The organism is Streptomyces sp. NPDC037054 (assembly GCF_055606745.1).
Window position 1 is genome coordinate 334,442 of sequence record NZ_JBVJSJ010000004.1, and the last position, 19,610, is coordinate 354,051.

A 19,610-nucleotide genomic window follows, 5' to 3' on the forward strand; every position below is an offset into this window, starting at 1 on the left:
CCGAACAAGAGCCAACCGGCCCCGCGAGCACGAGCCAACCGGCCCCGAGCACGAGCCAACCGCTCCGAACAGGACCGCCCGCCCCCCGAAGGCTCAGTCCGCCGCCTCCCACGGCTCGCCCAGCTCCGACGCGTACGGCGGCTCGGCTCCCGCTCGCGCGCAGGTGACCGCCGCCGCCCGGGCCGCGAACCGCAGCAGTCGTGCCCAGCCGTCTGCGCCGAGGCCGGCCAGCGCGGCCTTGCTCAGCGCGTCGCGCGCGGCGAGCCCGTGGAGCAGCGCCGCGTTCACCGTGTCGCCCGCGCCGATCGTGTCCACCACCTCGACGCGCTCGCCGGGCACGGAGTACTCGCCGCCGTCCCGCGTGAACACCGTCAGACCGTCGCCGCCCCGGGTCACCACGACCGCCGCGGGACCTGCCGCCAGCCACTCGCGGGGGGTGCCGCCGAGCCACTCGGCGTCCTCCGCCGACAGCTTCAGCAGGGACACCGACGGCAGCCAGCTCCTGAAGCGGGCCCGGTAGGCGTCGGCGTCCGGGATGAGCCCGGCCCGGATGTTCGGGTCCAGGGCGGTGAACACACCCTGAGCCGCGGAACGGCGCATGAGGTCCTCGTAGGCGCTCGCCCCGGGCTCCAGCACGAGCGAGCAGGTGCCGAAGGAGACCGCGCGAACGCCGGCCGGCAGCGCGTCCGGTGCCGTGAACAGCCGGTCCGCGGTGCCCTCGACGTAGAAGGAGTATGCCGCCGAGCCGTCCGTGCCGACGGTCGCGACGGCGAGCGTCGTCGGTTCCGGCCCGCGTCGGACCCATGACACGTCCACGCCGGTCTCGCGCAGCCGGTCGAGCAGCGCCTCGCCGAACGCGTCGTCGGACACGCGGGAGCAGAACGCAGTGGGGGAGCCGAGCCGGCCGAGGGCGACGGCCGTGTTGTAGGGGCCGCCGCCGAGCGCCGGCTTCAGGGCCGCGAGGGCGCCCGTGCCCTGCGGTACCAGGTCTATCAGGGCCTCACCGGCGACGACGATCACGAGCGGGTTCCTCTCTCGGCAGGGCTTCGGGTGTCTCGGGACAGCCGCACGAGGTGCGGTGGACGAAGGCGCAGGGCAGCCGCACGCTCCGGGCGGGCCGGTCCGGCTCGGCCAGCCGGTCGAGCAGCACCTCGACCGCCCGGGCGCCGATCTCCCTGCTGGGCTGCGCGATCGCGGTGAGCCGGGGCTCGAACAGGTCGGCCCAGGCGAAGTCGTCGAAGCAGCACAGCGCGATGTCGCGCGGTACCGACAGACCGGCATCGCGCAGGGCCCGGAGCGCGCCGATGGTCATGGCGTTGTTGGCGGTGACCAGCCCCGTGGGCCGGGAGCCGAGGGAGAGCAGAGCGGCGGTGGCCCGTTCGGCGCCGGCCGACTCGGAGTCGCCGTGCGCCACGAGCCGTTCGTCGTACGGCAGTCCGGCGGCGGCCAGTCCGTGGCGGTACCCGGCGATCCGTTCGCGTGTGGTGCTGAGTCCGGACCGGCCGGCGATCAGGCCGATCCTGCGGTGACCGAGCCCTGCGAGGTGGGTGACGAGCCGGGCCGTGGGCTCGGCGCTGTCGGCGGACACCTGGTCGAAGGCGGGGGTGTCGTCACCGGGGGAGTCGAGGACGCGGTCCAGGAAGACGGTCGGCACGGCGTGGCGCCGGAGGTAGGCGACGAGGCCGTCGGGCTCCGCCGAGGGGGCGACGATCATGCCGTCCACCCGGCGTTCGTGGAGGAGCTGGACCGCTTTGCGCTCGTGCTCCGGGTCGTCGTGCGGATCGGCGATGAGCAGGCCGTAACCGTGCTCGAGCGCGCCGGCCTCGACGCCTTGGAGGATCTCCGTGAAGTACGGGTTGCTGATCGCCGACACCGCCAGCCCGATGGACCGCGTGCGGGAGGTCACCAGGGAGCGGGCGAGGGTGTTGGGCGTGTAGCCGAGTTCCTCGACGGCGTCCAGGACGGCCTGGCGGGTGTGGGGCAGCACGGGCCGGGTGCCGTTCAGTACGTGGGAGACGGTCGCCACGGAGACGCCGGCGCTCCGCGCCACGTCGGCCATCGTCGCCATACGTTCCCCTCTCCCCGTTGGACCTGTCATCCGTCCCGAGGCGGGAACGTATCCCATTTCCCGTCGCACGTAAACGCTTGCGCAAGCGTTTACGTCCAGGGTCGCGCGTCGTGACCCGACCTCTCGGGGGTCCCGGCAGGCCCGGTATCGTCGCCGTGCACGCCCCCGTGACCTGTGGAGATCTCATGCCCGGCCGTCCGTCCCCGAGCCGCCGTACCGTCCTGCGGGGCGCGGCCGTCACGCCCCTCGCCGGAACGGCCCTGACCGCCTGCGGGCCCGGCGACGACGAAGGAGCGCTGCCCGCCGAGCCGACCGCGTCCGTCGAACTGGGCGCGCCGGGCGAGATCGCCGAGGGAAGCCCGAAGCTGTACCGCGAGCAGCACGTCGTCGTCAGCCGTGCCGGGGACGGCTCGCTGAAGGCGTACAGCGCCGTCTGCACGCACGCGGGCTGCGCCATCGACAAGCTGGAGGGGAAGAAGCTCGTGTGCGCGTGTCACGGCAGCGAGTTCGACGCCACGACGGGCGAGGTGCTGCGGTCTCCCGCCACGGTGCCGCTGGTCGCGCTGGACGTGCGGGAGGAGAACGGCCGGGTCGTTGCGGGCCCGAAGCGCTGACCCCTGACCGGGTCTCACGCCCCCGGCCGTCGCACGCGTCTACAGGGCCGTCACTCCCACTCCCAGCCGATCCCCACGATCCCCGCCCGCACCCGCGGTTCGACGAGGTGGACGGAGTGGTGCGGCCCGGTCGGGGCCAGCTCCTGGTGCGCGCTGCGCGGAGCCGCCGCCGTGTGCTGCGTGAAGCGGTGGGAGCGCGTCGGCAGGGCCCGCTCGTCGAACCGCACCTGGAGCGCGTACTGACCCCCGGCGGAGTCGAAGCCGCGCACGTACTCGCGTGACACGCCTGCCGTGCCGTCCTCGACGCCGTAGCGGAACAGAAAGGTGTCTCCGGCCCGCAGCCGGGTGTCGAACAACAGCTCCGCCACGAGCAGTCCGGTCTCCTGGTGTCGGCGCACGCGCCCCGCGCGGCAGTTCTCCAGCGCGCGCACCGTCATGGCGTCCGGCACGCACCCCGGGTCGCCGTGGTGCACCGCCAGGAAGCGGTCGACGCCGTCCCGGTGGGCCCGCACGATGTGGTGGGACTCCCGCCCGGCCAGTTCCCGGCGCGCCCCGATGCGCACCAGCTCGTGATGGGCGAGGGTGTGCAGCCCGCCGTCCACGGTCGAGTCCAGTTCGGCCAGCAGCCCCTCGAGGACGCCCGAGGCCTCGACGACCGCGCGGTAGGAGCGGGCGGAGGTGTCCCGGTCCGCGGCGTGTTCGTCGGTCTCGGCGAGCAGCCGGATCAGCGACTCGTCGGGCAGCTGGAGGATCTCCTCCAGGGCCCGCACGGCGCGCAGCGACTCGGGGCGCTGCGGGCGCCGGGCGCCCTGCTGCCAGTAGCTCAGGCTGGTCACGCCGACCTTCACGCCGTGGCGCGACAGATGATGCTGCACACGCTGCAGGGGCAGGCCGCGCGCGGCGATCGCGGCGCGCAGGGCGACGTGGAAGGGGCCGCCTCGCAGGGCCGAGTCCAGTTGCGCGGTGGCGTCGTCCGCGTGCTGTGTGGCGTGCGGCATGCACAGGGGCCTTTCTGTGAATGTTCGCAACGGCTGGTCAGACCGTTCGCAGGGGGTCCCCGGGGCCGCCCCCGTGGGCGCGGGCGGCGTCCTCGACACGCGGGCCGCCGTTCAAGGGCCCCGAGGTCCTCCGCATTGAAGCGTGTTGACCTAGTCCCGACAACACCTGAGGCCCAACCGCGACGCACCGCTGGCCGAGTCCGTACGGTGCGTGGTCGCCCGCGCTGCCCCGAGGGCCGGGCGGGAGCCGGGGCGCGCCCCGCGGCCGTCGCCCCGCGGCCCCGGACCACTCCGGAGTGTCAGCGCGCGCCAGTAGGGTGTGAGACATGGCCGACCCCTCCAGCTACCGCCCCAGGCCGGGAGACATCCCGGACACCCCCGGGGTGTACAGGTTCCGTGACGAGCACCGTCGGGTGATCTACGTCGGAAAGGCGAAAAGCCTGCGTCAGCGCCTGGCCAACTACTTCCAGGACCTGGCGAACCTGCACCCGCGGACCCGCTCGATGGTGACCACGGCCGCGTCCGTGGAGTGGACGGTGGTGTCCACGGAGGTCGAGGCCCTCCAGCTGGAGTACTCCTGGATCAAGGAGTACGACCCCCGGTTCAACGTCAAGTACCGCGACGACAAGAGCTACCCCTACCTCGCGGTGACGATGGGCGAGGAGTTCCCGCGCGTCCAGGTCATGCGCGGCCACAAGAAGAAGGGCGTGCGCTACTTCGGTCCGTACGCGCACGCGTGGGCGATCCGCGACACGGTGGACCTGCTGCTGCGCGTGTTCCCGGTGCGCACGTGCTCGGCGGGCGTCTTCAAGAACGCCGCCCGCACCGGCCGCCCCTGCCTGCTCGGCTACATCGGCAAGTGCTCCGCGCCCTGCGTGGACCGGGTCTCGCCGGAGGAGCACCGTGAACTCGCCGAGGAGTTCTGCGACTTCATGGCCGGCCGCACGGGCACGTATCTGCGCCGCCTGGAGAAGCGGATGACGCTGGCGGCCGAGGAGATGGAGTACGAGCGGGCCGCCCGCCTGCGCGACGACATCGAGGCCCTGAAGAAGGCCATGGAGAAGAACGCGGTCGTGCTCGCCGACGCGACCGACGCCGACCTGATCGCCGTCGCCGAGGACGAGCTGGAAGCCGCCGTGCAGATCTTCCACGTGCGGGGCGGGCGCGTGCGCGGCCAGCGCGGCTGGGTGACCGACAAGGTCGAGGAGATCACCACCGGCGCCCTCGTCGAGCACGCGCTCCAGCAGCTGTACGGCGAGGAGACCGGGGACGCCGTCCCCAAGGAGGTGCTGGTCCCGGCCCTGCCGGAGCCCGTCGAGCCGGTCCAGGAGTGGCTCACCGGCCGCCGCGGGGCGAACGTGTCGCTGCGCATCCCGCAGCGCGGCGACAAGAAGGCGCTCATGGAGACCGTGCAGCGCAACGCGCAACAGGCGCTCGTCCTGCACAAGACGAAGCGTGCCTCCGACCTGACCACGCGCTCGCGTGCGCTGGAGGAGATCGCGGAGGCGCTCGACCTGGACAGCGCGCCCCTGCGCATCGAGTGCTACGACATCTCCCACCTCCAGGGCGACGACGTGGTGGCGTCGATGGTCGTCTTCGAGGACGGCCTGGCCCGCAAGAGCGAGTACCGGCGCTTCCAGATCAAGAGCTTCGGCGGCCAGGACGACGTGCGGTCCATGCACGAGGTGCTCAGCCGCCGCTTCCGCCGCTACCTCGCCGAGAAGGAGCGGACCGGTGAGTGGACGGAGGAGGAGCTCAAGGAGGACGACGGACGCCCCAAGCGGTTCGCGTACCCGCCGCAGCTCGTCGTCGTCGACGGCGGGCAGCCGCAGGTCCGCGCGGCGCAGCGGGCCCTGGACGAGCTGGGCATCGACGACATCGCGGTGTGCGGCCTCGCCAAGCGTCTGGAGGAGGTGTGGCTGCCGGGCGAGGACGACCCGGTGATCCTGCCCCGCACGAGCGAAGGCCTCTACCTGCTGCAACGCGTACGCGACGAGGCGCACCGCTTCGCCATCTCCTACCAGCGCAGCAAGCGCGCCAAGCGGATCCGCGCGACCCCGCTGGACGACGTGCCGGGCCTCGGCGAGACCCGTAAACAGGCGTTGATCAAGTACTTCGGTTCGGTGAAGAGGCTCCGGTCGGCGACAATCGACCAGATCTGTGAGGTTCCCGGCATAGGTCGCAAAACCGCCGAGACGGTCGCCGCGGCGCTCGCCCAGGCCGCACCGGCCGCGCCCGCCGTGAACACGGCGACTGGAGAGATCATGGAAGACGAGGAAGACGGGGCACCCGGTACGACGGCGGGTTCCCCCGGGGAGCCCGTGACAGCGGGAGTCCCGGACGATCGACGGGGGCAGGAGACATGACCGAGCACGACACACAGCAGGACGCGCACCACGACGAGGCGGGTCAGGACGACGGAGCACAGGTGGGCACGGGCAAGGACGCGGCAGCGGCCCCCGAGGCGGCCATCCCCGAGCTGGTGATCATCTCCGGCATGTCCGGGGCGGGCCGGTCCACCGCCGCGAAGTGCCTGGAGGACCTCGGCTGGTTCGTGGTCGACAACCTTCCGCCCGCGCTGATCCCCACCATGGTGGAGCTCGGCGCCCGCTCGCAGGGCAACGTCGCCCGCATCGCGGTCGTCGTGGACGTCCGCGGCCGGCGCTTCTTCGACAACCTCCGCGAGTCCCTCGCCGACCTCGACACCAAGGGCGTCACCCGGCGGATCGTCTTCCTGGAGTCCTCCGACGAGGCCCTGGTGCGCCGCTTCGAGTCGGTGCGCCGCCCGCACCCCCTCCAGGGCGACGGCCGCATCGTGGACGGCATCGACGCCGAGCGCGAACTGCTGCGCGAGCTGCGCGGCGACGCCGACCTGGTCATCGACACCTCCAGCCTCAACGTCCACGAGCTGCGCGCCAAGATGGACGCCCAGTTCGCGGGCGACGAGGAGCCCGAGCTGCGGGCCACCGTCATGTCCTTCGGCTTCAAGTACGGCCTCCCGGTCGACGCCGACCTGGTGGTGGACATGCGGTTCCTGCCGAACCCGCACTGGGTCCCGGAGCTGCGCCCGTACACCGGCGTGCACGAGGAGGTGGCGGCGTACGTCCTCAGCCAGCCCGGCGCCAAGGAGTTCCTCGACCGGTACGCCGAGCTCCTCCAGCTCGTTGCCGCGGGCTACCGTCGGGAGGGCAAGCGCTATGTGACCATCGCCGTCGGCTGCACCGGCGGCAAGCACCGCTCGGTCGCCATGTCGGAGAAGCTCGCCGCCCGCCTGGCGGCCGAGGGCGTGGAGACGGTGGTCGTGCACCGGGACATGGGACGCGAATGACGGGACGTACACCGCGGCTGAGCCGGCTGCGCCGGGCGGTGCCCGAGGGGCGCGGCGGCCGGCCCGTCGAGGCCCGGGGCGCCCGGCCGCGCCGCAGGGGCGCCCAGCCCAAGGTCGTCGCCCTCGGCGGCGGCATGGGCCTGTCCGCCTCGCTGGCCGCGCTGCGCCGGATCACCGGGGACCTCACCGCCGTCGTCACCGTCGCCGACGACGGCGGCTCCAGCGGGCGCCTGCGCGACGAGCTGGGCGTGCTGCCGCCCGGCGACCTGCGCAAGGCGCTGGCCGCGCTGTGCGGCGACGACGACTGGGGCCAGACCTGGTCCCGCGTCATCCAGCACCGCTTCCAGTCCCGCGGCGACCTGCACGACCACGCGGTGGGCAATCTGCTGATCGTCGCCCTGTGGGAGCAGCTCGGCGACCACGTCCAGGCGCTCGACCTGGTCGGCAAGCTGCTCGGCGCGCACGGGCGCGTGCTGCCCATGTCCGCCGTGCCGCTGGAGCTTCAGGCCCTGGTCAGGGGGCACGACCCGGACCGGCCGGACGACATCGACACCGTCCGCGGCCAGGCCACCGTCGCCCTCACACCGGGCGAGGTGCAGTCGGTGCACCTGGTGCCGCACGACCCGCCGGCCGTCCCGGAGGCCGTCGCGGCGGTCCTGGACGCGGACTGGGTGGTGCTGGGGCCCGGCTCCTGGTTCTCCTCCGTCATCCCGCACCTGCTGGTGCCCGAGCTCCTCGACGCGCTCACGCAGACCAAGGCGCGCCGGGTACTCTCGCTGAACCTCGCGCCGCAGCCCGGAGAAACCGAGGGCTTCTCCCCGCAGCGTCATTTGGAGGTTTTGGGACGACACGCCCCTAAACTCGCCCTGGACGTGGTGCTGGCCGACGAGGCCGCCGTGCCCGACCGCGATGCGATGACCGATGCCGCCAAGCGGTTCGGTGCCGCGGTCGAGCTGGCGCCGGTGGCCCGGACCGACGGAACTCCGCGGCACGACCCGGAGCTGTTGGCAGCCGCGTACGACCGTATTTTTCGGATGCATGGAAGGATCGGCCCATGGCGATGACGGCAGCGGTGAAGGACGAGATTGCGCGGCTCCCCGTCACCCGGACCTGCTGCAGAAAGGCCGAGGTTTCGGCCGTTCTGCGGTTCGCCGGCGGCCTCCACCTGGTGAGCGGGCGCATCGTGATCGAGGCGGAGCTGGACACCTCGGCGGCGGCCCGGCGCCTCAAGCGGGACATCCTGGAGATCTTCGGCCACAGCTCCGAGCTGATCGTGATGGCGCCGGGCGGGCTGCGCCGCGGCTCGCGCTTCGTCGTACGGGTCGTCGCGGGCGGCGACCAGCTCGCCCGCCAGACCGGTCTGGTCGACGGCCGCGGCCGTCCCATCCGCGGGCTGCCCCCGCAGGTGGTCTCGGGGGCCACCTGCGACGCCGAGGCGGCCTGGCGCGGGGCGTTCCTGGCACACGGCTCGCTCACCGAGCCCGGCCGTTCCTCCTCCCTGGAAGTGACCTGCCCCGGCCCCGAGGCCGCCCTCGCCCTGGTCGGCGCCGCCCGCCGGCTCTCCATCGCAGCCAAGGCCCGCGAGGTGCGCGGCGTGGACCGCGTCGTGGTCCGCGACGGTGACGCGATCGGCGCCCTGCTCACCCGGCTCGGCGCCCACGACGCGGTGCTGGCCTGGGAGGAGCGCCGGATGCGCCGCGAGGTCCGCGCCACCGCGAACCGCCTCGCCAACTTCGACGACGCCAACCTGCGCCGCTCCGCCCGCGCGGCCGTCGCGGCGGGGGCCCGTGTGCAGCGCGCGCTGGAGATCCTCGGCGACGACGTGCCCGAGCACCTCGCCGCCGCGGGCCGGCTGCGCATGGAGCACAAGCAGGCCTCGCTGGAGGAGCTGGGCGCGCTCGCCGACCCGCCGCTCACCAAGGACGCGGTCGCCGGCCGTATCCGCCGTCTGCTGGCCATGGCCGACAAGCGGGCCTCCGACCTCGGCATCCCGGGCACGGAGGCCAACCTCAGCGAGGAGCTCGCCGACAACATGGCCGGTTGACACCGCCGGGCCACACCGACGGCCCCGCAGCCGCAGCTGACGCCACGACAAGATGCCGGTACCGGCGCCTACTTGGGTGGTAGGTACCGGCATTTTCGTGTCGTACCCGCCCTATTGACTCGATCATGGACTGTCATGAGCCTGGCATCAGTTCGCTGCTGTGGCGAACCACCGCTAGGGGGGTTCATGAGACATAGAGCGAGATCGATCCTCGCTGTCGGCACGCTCCTGATCGCCGGAGCGAGCATCGCGCCCATCGCCCAGGCACGACCCGCGGACCCGGCCCCGCGTGACGCCGACGAGGTCAAGGTGTTCCGCGCCGACGTCACGCAGAAGCAGGTACCCCTGCTGCTCGCCGCCGGACAGGACGGCCACGAACTCGGCGAGCAGGTCCCCGACAAGGGAACCGGCACCGTCGAGGTCTACCTCACCGACCAGCAGGCCGGGAAACTGCGCAAACAGGGCGTCGAGCTCACCGAGCACACGCTCTCCGGCAAGGCGGAGTCCCGCGTCGAGGCCGCGGCCGAGGGCGTGTTCCGCCCCTACGGCGGCAGCGGCGGCATCAAGGAGGAGATCGTCAGGACGGCCCAGGAGAACCCGGGCCTCACGAAGGTCGTCTCCATCGGCAAGACGATCAAGGGCCAGGACATCCTCGCGCTGAAGCTCACCAAGGGCGCCAAGAAGTCCGCGGACGGCTCGAAGCCCGCCGTGCTGTACCTGTCCAACCAGCACGCGCGCGAGTGGATCACGCCGGAGATGACCCGGCGTCTGATGCACCACTACCTGGACAACTACAAGACGGACAAGCGCATCAGGAAGATCGTCGACACCACCGAGCTGTGGTTCGTCCCGTCGGCCAACCCCGACGGCTATGACTACACCTTCGAGAGCGACGACACCCGCCTGTGGCGCAAGAACCTGCGCGACGTCAACGGCGACGGCACCATCTCCACCGGCGACGGCGTCGACCTCAACCGCAACTTCCCCTACAAGTGGGGCTACGACGACGAGGGTTCGTCCCCCAACCCCACCAGCCAGACCTACCGCGGCGCGAGCGCCGGCTCCGAGCCCGAGACCAAGGCGCTGGACGCCTTCCAGAAGCGGATCGGCTTCGCGTACGGCATCAACTACCACTCCGCCGCCGAACTCCTCCTCTACGGAGTCGGCTGGCAGGTCGCCACGCCCACCCCGGACGACGTCGTCTACGAGGCCCTGGCCGGTACCCCCGACAACTCGGCGATCCCCGGCTACCGCCCGCAGCTGTCCTCGGAGCTCTACACCACCAACGGCGAGGCCGACGGACACGCGGCCAACGTCAACGGCATGGCGATGTTCACCCCGGAGATGTCGACCTGCCAGTCCGCCTCCGAGTCCGACCCCAATGACGCCTGGAACCCGGCCGACTGCCGCTCGATCTTCACGTTCCCGGACGACGAGACCCTGATCCAGCGGGAGTTCACCAAGAACATCCCGTTCGCGCTGTCCGTCGCCGAGAGCGCCGCACACCCCGACCGGCCCAAGTCCGCGGTGGGCCTGACCGCCGCAGACTTCACCCCGGCGCCGTTCACCACCTCCTACTCGCGCGGCGCCGACCAGGAAGTCTCCGTCGTCGTACGCAAGTCGGTGCGCGACAAGGAGCTCAAGTACCGCGTCAACGGCGGCCGGGTCGAGGACATGGCGCTGCGGCCCTGGAAGGGCGGCGAGCGGTTCGGCGGCGAGGACAACCTGCACTTCGACGAGTACCGCGCGAAGGTCCAGGACGGCGACCCGGGCGACAGGGTCGAGGTGTGGTTCACCGGCGAGACGCGCGGCGGCAAGGCCGTCTCCAGCGAGCACTTCACCTACACCGTCGCCGAACGCCCCCGCGCGGACGTCCTCGTCGTCGCCGAGGAGGGCGCGACCGCCACCCAGGCCCAGACCTACGTCGACGCGATCGAGGCCAACGGGCACAAGGCGGTCGTCTGGGACGTCGCCACGCAGGGCGCGCCCGACGCGCTGGGCGTGCTGAGCCACTTCGACACCGTCGTCCACCACACCGGCGGGGCCGTCCCCGGCGTCGCCACCCAGCTCGAACTGCGCGCCTTCCTCAACGAGGGCGGCAAGCTGATCGAGGCCGGCGAGCAGGCCGGCGGCAACGTCGATCTCGGCGGCGCCCTGTCGAACGACTTCGGCCAGTACTACCTGGGCGCCTACACCCGCACCTCCACCCCCGGCGCCACCGGCTTCACCGGTTCCGGCGCGCTGGACGGCTTCACCGGCACCCTCGAAGCCGCCCCCGGCAACCCGCTGGACCGGGCCGGCACCTACAGCGTCACCTCCGACGAACTGCCCGCCGACACCTACCCGCAGTTCGCGAGCGCGGGCGCGGGACAGTTCGCCGGGACCGTCAACCCGTACGGGCCGCACACCGGGTCCTGGATGGCCGCCGCCGTCCACACCGACGACGCCTACAAGCGCCTCACGCGCACCGTCGACCTCACCGGCGTCACCGCGGCCGACACGCCCACGCTGCGCACCCAGCTGCTGTGGGACACCGAGCCCGGCTACGACAACGTGATCGTCGAGGCGCACACCGCGGGCGCCGACGACTGGACGACACTCCCGGAGGCGGGCGGCGCCACCGGCACCGCAGTCCCCACCGAGTGCGAGGGCGGCTTCTACGTCGGGGAGCACCCCTGGCTGGAGCACTACCTCACCGTGAACGAGGGCAGCTGCGAAGCCACCGGCACCACCGGCGCGTGGCACAGCCTGACCGGCGCCTCCGACGGCTGGCAGCAGGTGAACTTCGACCTGAGCGCCTACGCCGGCAAGACCGTCGAGGTGTCCGTCAGCTACGTCACCGACCCGGGCAGCGGCGGGCACGGCGTCCTCGCCGACCAGGCCTCGCTCGTCATCGGCGGCACGCCCACCGGCACCGAGGGCTTCGAGACGTCGCTGGGGGACTGGAGGGTCGGCGGGCCGCCCGCGGGCAGCCCGGCCGTGCTGAAGGACTGGACCCGCACCGGGGAACTGTTCCGCACCCACGGCGCGGTCGCCACGGAGGACACCGTGCTCCTCGGCTTCGGCCTGGAACACCTGCCCTCCGCGGCCGAGCGGGCCGCCCTTCTCGGGAAGGCGCTCCGGTCTCTGGAAGGGTGACGTTTCGGTCAACTTCGGTCGACCCTGCGTAGCGAAATCGAGTGACACGACCTGACGGTCGAGCGGTCCGTACCCCTACTGGCGGGTACGGACCGCGGTGCCGTGTACGGGCCATCTCAATGTCACCCCGGAGGCCGCGGAGAGGTAGGGTCGTAGGCGGTCGGGGACATCCCATACAGCTCGCCGGTCTCGAAACCGGCGTACCAACGAGGAGATCGGTTCGTGACGATCCGCGTAGGCATCAACGGCTTTGGCCGCATCGGTCGTAACTACTTCCGCGCGCTGCTGGAGCAGGGTGCAGACATCGAGATCGTGGCTGTCAACGACCTGGGTGACACCGCGACCACCGCTCACCTGCTGAAGTACGACACCATCCTCGGGCGCCTCAAGCAGGAGGTCTCCCACACCGAGGACACCATCACCGTCGGCGACAAGACCATCAAGGTCCTCGCCGAGCGCAACCCCGCCGACATCCCGTGGGGCGAGCTGGGCGTCGACATCGTCATCGAGTCGACCGGCATCTTCACCAAGAAGGAAGACGCCGCGAAGCACCTGGCCGGCGGCGCCAAGAAGGTCCTCATCTCGGCTCCGGCCAAGGACGAGGACGTCACCATCGTGATGGGCGTCAACCAGGACACGTACGACCCGGCGAACCACCACGTCATCTCCAACGCCTCCTGCACCACCAACTGTGTGGCGCCGATGGCCAAGGTCCTCGACGAGAACTTCGGCATCGTCAAGGGCCTGATGACGACGGTGCACGCGTACACGAACGACCAGCGCATCCTTGACTTCCCGCACAAGGACCTGCGCCGCGCCCGTGCCGCCGCCGAGAACATCATCCCGACCACCACCGGTGCCGCGAAGGCCACCGCGCTGGTGCTGCCGCAGCTCAAGGGCAAGCTGGACGGCATGGCCATGCGCGTCCCGGTCCCGACCGGCTCCGTCACCGACCTGGTCATCGAGCTGAGCCGCGAGGTCACCAAGGAAGAGGTCAACGCCGCCTTCCAGAAGGCCGCCGAGGGCGAGCTGAAGGGCATCCTCGAGTACACCGAGGACGCGATCGTCTCCTCCGACATCGTGAACGCCCCGGCGTCCTGCACCTTCGACTCCTCCCTGACCATGGTCCAGGAGGGCAAGAACGTGAAGGTCATCGGCTGGTACGACAACGAGTGGGGCTACTCCAACCGCCTCGTCGACCTGACGGTCTTCGTCGGCAACCAGCTCTGATCGCCTGACAGGCACCTCGATGCGGGAGCAGGGCTCGGACAGTGCACCATGCATTGTCCGAGCCCTGACTCACGTGCAGATCAGGCCCACCACTCGATCACGAGCCCTCCGCAGGAGACCCTCATGAAGACGATCGACGAACTTCTCGCCGAAGGCGTCGCGGGCAGGCGCGTCTTCGTCCGCGCCGACCTCAACGTGCCGCTCGACGGCACCACCATCACCGACGACGGCCGCATCCGGGCCGTGGTGCCCACCGTCAAGGCCCTCGCCGGGGCGGGCGCGCGCGTGGTCGTCGCCTCCCACCTGGGCCGCCCCAAGGGCGCCCCGGACCCGGCGTTCTCCCTCGCGCCCGCCGCCGCCCGGCTCGGCGAACTCCTCGGCGCCGACGTCGCCTTCGCCACCGACACGGTCGGCGAGTCGGCCGCGTCCACCGTCGCCGGCCTCGCCGACGGGCAGGTCGCGGTCATCGAGAACCTGCGCTTCAACGCCGGCGAGACCAGCAAGGACGACGCCGAGCGCGGCGCCTTCGCCGATCAGCTCGCGTCCCTCGCCGACGTGTACGTGGGCGACGGCTTCGGCGCCGTGCACCGCAAGCACGCCTCGGTCTTCGACCTGCCGGCCCGCCTGCCGCACTACGCCGGGTACCTCATCGCCACCGAGGTCGGCGTCCTGAAGAAGCTCACCGAGGACGTCGAGCGCCCGTACGTCGTGGTGCTCGGCGGCTCCAAGGTCTCCGACAAGCTGGCCGTCATCGACCAGCTGCTCGGCAAGGCCGACCGCCTCCTCATCGGCGGCGGCATGGTGTTCACCTTCCTCAAGGCCAAGGGCTACGAGGTCGGCGCCTCCCTCCTCCAGGAGGACCAGCTCCCGGCCGTCCGGGAGTACATCGAGCGCGCGGAGAAGAACGGCGTCGAGCTGGTCCTCCCCGTCGACGTGCTGACCTCCACCGAGTTCCCGGACCTGAAGACCAAGGCGCCGGCGAACCCGAACACCGTCGCCGCGGACGCCATCCCGGCCGACCAGCTGGGCCTTGACATCGGCCCGCAGACCCGCAAGCTGTACGCCTCGAAGCTCGCCGACGCCGCCACCGTCTTCTGGAACGGCCCCATGGGCGTCTTCGAGCACCCCGACTACGCCGAGGGCACCAAGGCGGTCGCCCAGGCACTCCTCGACTCCCCGGGCTTCACCGTGGTCGGCGGCGGCGACTCCGCGGCCGCCGTCCGCACCCTGGGCTTCGACGAGAACGCATTCGGCCACATCTCGACCGGTGGCGGCGCCTCCCTCGAATACCTCGAGGGCAAGACGCTCCCCGGCCTCGCCGCACTGGAGGACTGACCCTTTATGAGCACGCGCACGCCGCTGATGGCGGGCAACTGGAAGATGAACCTCAACCACCTCGAGGCCATCGCCCACGTCCAGAAGCTCGCCTTCGCCCTGGCCGACAAGGACTACGAGGCCGTCGAGGTCGCCGTCCTGGCCCCCTTCACCGACCTGCGCTCCGTGCAGACCCTGGTCGACGGCGACAAGCTGAAGATCAAGTACGGCGCCCAGGACATCTCGGCACACGACGGCGGTGCCTACACCGGTGAGATCTCCGGCCCAATGCTGGCCAAGCTCAAGTGCACGTTCGTGGCGATCGGCCACTCCGAGCGCCGCCAGTACCACAACGAGACCGACGAGCTGGTGAACGCCAAGGTCAAGGCCGCCTACAAGCACGGCCTGACCCCGATCCTGTGCGTCGGCGAGGAGCTGGAGGTCCGCGAGGCGGGCAACCACGTCGCCCACACCCTCGCCCAGGTCGAGGGCGGTCTGAAGGACCTGCCGGCCGAGCAGGCCGAGTCCGTCGTGATCGCCTACGAGCCCGTGTGGGCCATCGGCACCGGCAAGGTCTGCGGCGCCGAGGACGCGCAGGAGGTCTGCGCCGCCATCCGCGGCAAGCTCGCCGAGCTGTACTCCCAGGAGCTGGCCGACAAGGTCCGCATCCAGTACGGCGGCTCCGTGAAGTCGGGCAACGTCGCCGAGATCATGGCGCAGGCCGACATCGACGGCGCCCTGGTCGGCGGCGCGTCCCTGGACGCGGACGAGTTCGTCAAGATCGTGCGCTTCCGCGACCAGTAGCCCGCCCGGCTCGACCAGTGAGTATGCGCCGGAGACGATCCGTCGTACTCTTGCGGGGGCATGGCCGCGGTGCCGTGCCCCCGCAGTCGTCCATCCGATTCCGAGGAAGTTGGTCCAGCCGTGGTTATGGGGTTCTCGATCGCCCTGATCGTCTTCAGCGGGCTGCTGATGCTGCTGGTGCTGATGCACAAGGGCAAGGGCGGCGGCCTCTCCGACATGTTCGGTGGCGGCATGCAGTCGTCCGTCGGCGGCTCCTCCGTCGCCGAGCGCAACCTCGACCGGATCACCGTCGTGGTCGGTGTGCTCTGGGTGGCCTGCATCATCGTGCTCGGCCTGCTCATGAAGGCGAACAACTGAGCGGTACGCGCATTCCGTACGTATGGCCCCATGTTGGGTACGCGCAGCACAGCGCGGCCTATCATGGGGCTTGCGTCTAGGTGCGGGGGCTGTAACTCCCATCACTGGACGCGCGTTGGGCCTTACGTAGACTGAGGCGCTCGCAGCGAAGCGAAACGCCGACTCGCTTCGCGGCACCATCACGCAGGGAGTTACGACCGTGGCAAGTGGCAACGCGATCCGAGGAAGCCGGGTCGGGGCGGGGCCGATGGGCGAGGCCGAGCGCGGCGAGTCCGCGCCGCGTCTGCGCATCTCCTTCTGGTGCTCCAACGGGCACGAGACGCAGCCGAGCTTCGCCAGCGACGCGCAGGTGCCCGAGACCTGGGACTGCCCGCGCTGCGGCTTTCCGGCCGGACAGGACCGGGACAACCCGCCGGACCCGCCGCGCACCGAGCCCTACAAGACGCACCTGGCGTATGTGAGGGAGCGCCGCAGCGACGCGGACGGCGAGGCCATCCTCGCCGAGGCCCTCGCCAAACTGCGGGGCGAAATCTAGGAGTTGGGATCCGGCCGGGCACCGAGCGGTGCCTGGCCGGACGTCTTCCGGCCCGCTGCCCGGGCCGGCGGTCCGCCGCGCTCCGGACCCGTTGTCAGTGGTGCCCTTTACGGTTTGTGCATCGGCGAATCGTGAGGGGGAGCGGTGGCGACGACCGAGGCGGGGAGCGGGGTGGCGGACGGGCGCGCCCCGGCGTGGCGGGGCGGGTTCGGACGGCTGTGGACCGCCGCCGTCCTGTCCCGCTTCGGGGACGCGCTGCGCACCGCCGCGCTGCCCCTGATCGCCGTGCAGCTCACGGACGAGCCCCTCGTGATCGCCTCCGTGACCGCCTGCGGCTACCTGCCCTGGCTGCTGTTCGGACTGCTCGGCGGCGCCGTCGCCGACCGGGTCGACCAGCGGCGAGCGATGTGGGCGGTCGACCTGACGCGCGGGCTGCTCGTCGCGGGATTCGCGCTCGCCGTCGCCCTCGGGCACGCCTCCGTGCCGCTGCTGATCGCGCTCGCCTTCGCACTGACGGCGCTCCAGACCCTCTTCGACAACGCGGCCACGGCCCTGCTGCCCTCCCTGGTCGCCCCCGTGGCCCTCGGCAGTGCCAACGCCCGGCTGATGACCGGGCAGCAGTTCGCCGGCGGCCTGGTCGCCGGGCCGTTCGTGCCACTGCTGCTCGCCCTCGGCCTCGCCGTGCCGTTCGCGGCCGACGCGGCCACCTATCTGCTGGCCGCCGCCCTCGTGGCGTCCCTGCGCGTGGCCCCGCCAGAGCGGGAGCCACGCCCGGCGGGCAGCACCCTGCGCGCGGAGATACGCGCGGGCCTGCGCGCCCTGTGGAGCGACCGCCCGCTGCGGGCCGTGTGCGCGGCCACGCTGCTGTCCAACATCGGCATGGGCGCCCTCATCGCCACCCTGGTGCTGCACGTGACGCGCTGGCTGGACGCCGGGGACACCGGATACGCCGCCGCGATGACGGCGTACGCGGCCGGGGGCATCGTGGGCGGCTTCCTCGCCCGGCGCGTCGCCGATCGCGTCGGACGGGTCCGCGCCCTGCTCCTCGCCGGAGGTGTGCAGACGGCGGCGCTGCTGCTCATGGGGAGCGTGCGGCACCTCGGGGCGCTCCTCGCGGGCATGCTGCTGCTCGGCGCGATGGGCATGGTGTGGAACGTCAACCAGGCCACCCTCATGCAGGAGCGCAGCCCCAGGGCCGTGCTCGGCCGCATCGCCGCCGCGTTCCGCACCGCCTCGACGTCGGGCGCCCCGCTGGGCGCGCTGCTCGGCGGCGCCGTCGCCGGACTGTTCGGCCTGAACGCGCCCGCGCTGCTCACCGCGGCCCTGTTCGCGCTCGCCGTCGGCTGCCTGATACCGGCGCGCAAGCCGGACGTACCTGTTGTTGAACCGGACGACGCCCCGACGTCAGGTCGCGTTGCCCGCTGATCAATTAGGTTGGACCGGCAGCGGGGCAGGGTACGCAGCAGGGACAGTAGAAAGAGGCTTGAAGTCCGAAATGAACGCAGACGGCCGTACCAGGCTCAATCAGACGCCCGAGTGGACCGCCCTCGCCAAGCACCGCGAGGAGTTCGGCGACACGCACCTGCGTGAGCTGTTCGCCGCCGACCCCGGCCGCGGCTCCGGGTACACGCTCCGGGTGGGCGACCTGCACGTCGACTACTCGAAGAACCTCGTCACCGACGAGACGCTGCGGCGCTTGCGCGAACTGGCGGCCGCGACCGGCGTGTTCGGGCTGCGCGACGCCATGTTCCGCGGCGAGCGGATCAACACCACCGAGGACCGCGCCGTGCTGCACACGGCGCTGCGCGCCCCGGCGGACGCCGTGATCGAGGTCGACGGCGAGAACGTCGTGCCGAAGGTTCACGCCGTTCTCGACCGGATGACGGACTTCGCGGACCGGGTCCGCTCCGGCGAGTGGACCGGCCACACCGGCCGGCGGATCAGGAACGTCGTCAACATCGGCATCGGCGGCTCCGACCTCGGCCCGGCGATGGCGTACGAGGTGCTGCGCGCCTACACCGACCGCTCGCTGACCTTCCGCTTCGTGTCGAACGTGGACGGGGCCGACCTGCACGAGGCGGTCCGGGACCTGGACCCGGCGGAGACGCTGTTCATCGTGGCGTCCAAGACGTTCACCACGATCGAGACGGTCACCAACGCCACCTCCGCGCGCCAGTGGCTGCTCGACGGCCTGGGCGACGGGGGAGAGGCGGCGGTCGCGAAGCACTTCGTGGCCCTGTCGACCAACGCGGAGAAGGTCGCCGCGTTCGGCATCGACACGGCGAACATGTTCGAGTTCTGGGACTGGGTCGGCGGACGCTACTCGTACGACTCCGCGATCGGCCTGTCCCTGATGATCGCCATCGGCCCGGGCAACTTCCGGGAGATGCTCGACGGCTTCCGCATCGTCGACGAGCACTTCCGCACCGCGCCCGCCGAGTCCAACGTGCCGCTGCTGCTGGGCCTGCTGGGCGTCTGGTACGGCAACTTCCTGGGCGCCCAGTCGCACGCGGTGCTGCCGTACAGCCACTACCTGTCCAGGTTCACCGCCTACCTCCAGCAGCTCGACATGGAGTCCAACGGCAAGTCGGTGGACCGGGACGGCCGCGCGGTCGAGTGGGAGACGGGCCCGGTCGTCTGGGGCACGCCGGGCACCAACGGGCAGCACGCCTACTACCAGTTGATCCACCAGGGCACGAAGCTGATCCCGGCCGACTTCATCGGCTTCGCCGAGCCGGTCGCCGAGCTGAGCGACACGCTGAAGGCGCAGCACGACCTGCTGATGGCGAACTTCTTCGCCCAGACGCAGGCGCTGGCGTTCGGCAAGACGCCGGACGAGGTGCGTGCCGAGGGCGTGCCGCAGGAACTGGTCGCGCACAAGACGTTCAGGGGCAACCATCCGACGACGACGATCCTGGCGCGCGAGCTGACGCCCTCCGTGCTGGGTCAGCTCGTCGCGCTGTACGAGCACAAGGTGTTCGTGCAGGGCGCCGTCTGGAACATCGACTCCTTCGACCAGTGGGGCGTCGAGCTCGGCAAGGTCCTCGCCAAGCGCGTCGAGCCCGCCCTCACCGAGGGCGCCGACGTCGAGGGCCTGGACGCGTCCACGAAGGCGCTCGTCGCCACGTACCGGGAGCTGCGCGGCCGGAGCTGAGTGACGCCGCGGGAAAGCGGACGGCG

Annotated in this window: 16 protein-coding genes; 13 read left to right on the forward strand and 3 right to left on the reverse strand. The window is 71.5% G+C overall.

The window, feature by feature from the left end:
- Window positions 1-93 precede the first annotated feature (93 nt).
- Both ACZ7D7_RS12430 and ACZ7D7_RS12435 read right to left on the reverse strand, forming a co-directional pair.
- The gene (locus ACZ7D7_RS12430; protein ID WP_470824035.1) at window positions 94-1,020 is read right to left on the reverse strand and encodes a carbohydrate kinase family protein; all 927 of its coding nucleotides are present in this window, start codon (window positions 1,018-1,020) and stop codon (window positions 94-96) included.
- The gene (locus ACZ7D7_RS12435; protein ID WP_470824036.1) at window positions 1,001-2,068 is read right to left on the reverse strand and encodes a LacI family DNA-binding transcriptional regulator; all 1,068 of its coding nucleotides are present in this window, start codon (window positions 2,066-2,068) and stop codon (window positions 1,001-1,003) included. The genes ACZ7D7_RS12430 and ACZ7D7_RS12435 overlap by 20 nt, the downstream gene beginning before the upstream one ends.
- Before the next feature lie 185 nt (window positions 2,069-2,253).
- Here ACZ7D7_RS12435 and ACZ7D7_RS12440 point away from each other — a divergent pair, with 185 nt between their 5' ends.
- On the forward strand, window positions 2,254-2,682 hold the full coding sequence (locus tag ACZ7D7_RS12440) for a Rieske (2Fe-2S) protein (RefSeq protein WP_470824037.1): 429 nt from the start codon (window positions 2,254-2,256) through the stop codon (window positions 2,680-2,682).
- A 50-nt stretch (window positions 2,683-2,732) separates the two neighbouring features.
- Here the strand turns inward: ACZ7D7_RS12440 and ACZ7D7_RS12445 are convergent, their stop codons facing one another.
- On the reverse strand, window positions 2,733-3,680 hold the full coding sequence (locus ACZ7D7_RS12445) for a hypothetical protein (protein ID WP_470824038.1): 948 nt from the start codon (window positions 3,678-3,680) through the stop codon (window positions 2,733-2,735).
- A 326-nt stretch (window positions 3,681-4,006) separates the two neighbouring features.
- Here ACZ7D7_RS12445 and uvrC point away from each other — a divergent pair, with 326 nt between their 5' ends.
- From uvrC to pgi, 12 genes are all read left to right on the forward strand, one after another.
- On the forward strand, window positions 4,007-6,046 hold the full coding sequence (gene uvrC, locus ACZ7D7_RS12450; RefSeq protein WP_470824039.1) for an excinuclease ABC subunit UvrC: 2,040 nt from the start codon (window positions 4,007-4,009) through the stop codon (window positions 6,044-6,046).
- The gene (rapZ, locus tag ACZ7D7_RS12455; RefSeq protein WP_470824040.1) at window positions 6,043-7,008 is read left to right on the forward strand and encodes an RNase adapter RapZ; all 966 of its coding nucleotides are present in this window, start codon (window positions 6,043-6,045) and stop codon (window positions 7,006-7,008) included. The genes uvrC and rapZ overlap by 4 nt, the downstream gene beginning before the upstream one ends.
- Complete coding sequence (locus ACZ7D7_RS12460) at window positions 7,005-8,072, forward strand: gluconeogenesis factor YvcK family protein (RefSeq protein WP_470824041.1); 1,068 nt, start codon at window positions 7,005-7,007, stop codon at window positions 8,070-8,072. Before rapZ ends, ACZ7D7_RS12460 begins: the two co-directional genes overlap by 4 nt.
- Window positions 8,063-9,052, forward strand: coding sequence for a DNA-binding protein WhiA (whiA, locus tag ACZ7D7_RS12465; protein ID WP_470824042.1), 990 nt, complete (start codon window positions 8,063-8,065; stop codon window positions 9,050-9,052). Before ACZ7D7_RS12460 ends, whiA begins: the two co-directional genes overlap by 10 nt.
- A 186-nt stretch (window positions 9,053-9,238) precedes the next feature.
- Window positions 9,239-12,190 carry a M14 family metallopeptidase gene (locus ACZ7D7_RS12470; protein ID WP_470824043.1) on the forward strand — a complete coding sequence of 984 codons (2,952 nt, stop codon included), beginning with the start codon at window positions 9,239-9,241 and terminating at the stop codon, window positions 12,188-12,190.
- A 222-nt stretch (window positions 12,191-12,412) separates the two neighbouring features.
- Window positions 12,413-13,420, forward strand: coding sequence for a type I glyceraldehyde-3-phosphate dehydrogenase (gene gap, locus ACZ7D7_RS12475; protein WP_470824044.1), 1,008 nt, complete (start codon window positions 12,413-12,415; stop codon window positions 13,418-13,420).
- 123 nt (window positions 13,421-13,543) lie between these two features.
- Window positions 13,544-14,755: a phosphoglycerate kinase gene (locus tag ACZ7D7_RS12480; RefSeq protein ID WP_470824045.1), complete on the forward strand. Its 1,212-nt coding sequence runs from the start codon at window positions 13,544-13,546 to the stop codon at window positions 14,753-14,755.
- Between the two features lie 6 nt (window positions 14,756-14,761).
- Window positions 14,762-15,538 carry a triose-phosphate isomerase gene (gene tpiA / locus ACZ7D7_RS12485; protein ID WP_470824046.1) on the forward strand — a complete coding sequence of 259 codons (777 nt, stop codon included), beginning with the start codon at window positions 14,762-14,764 and terminating at the stop codon, window positions 15,536-15,538.
- Window positions 15,539-15,664: 126 nt separating this feature from the next.
- Window positions 15,665-15,895: a preprotein translocase subunit SecG gene (secG, locus tag ACZ7D7_RS12490; protein WP_470824256.1), complete on the forward strand. Its 231-nt coding sequence runs from the start codon at window positions 15,665-15,667 to the stop codon at window positions 15,893-15,895.
- A gap of 199 nt (window positions 15,896-16,094) precedes the next feature.
- Window positions 16,095-16,430: an RNA polymerase-binding protein RbpA gene (locus ACZ7D7_RS12495; protein WP_003976875.1), complete on the forward strand. Its 336-nt coding sequence runs from the start codon at window positions 16,095-16,097 to the stop codon at window positions 16,428-16,430.
- Window positions 16,431-16,574: 144 nt separating this feature from the next.
- On the forward strand, window positions 16,575-17,855 hold the full coding sequence (locus ACZ7D7_RS12500) for an MFS transporter (RefSeq protein WP_470824048.1): 1,281 nt from the start codon (window positions 16,575-16,577) through the stop codon (window positions 17,853-17,855).
- Window positions 17,856-17,925: 70 nt separating this feature from the next.
- Window positions 17,926-19,584, forward strand: a complete 1,659-nt coding sequence (pgi, locus tag ACZ7D7_RS12505) for a glucose-6-phosphate isomerase (protein WP_470824049.1) — start codon at window positions 17,926-17,928, stop codon at window positions 19,582-19,584.
- Window positions 19,585-19,610: the final 26 nt, after the last annotated feature.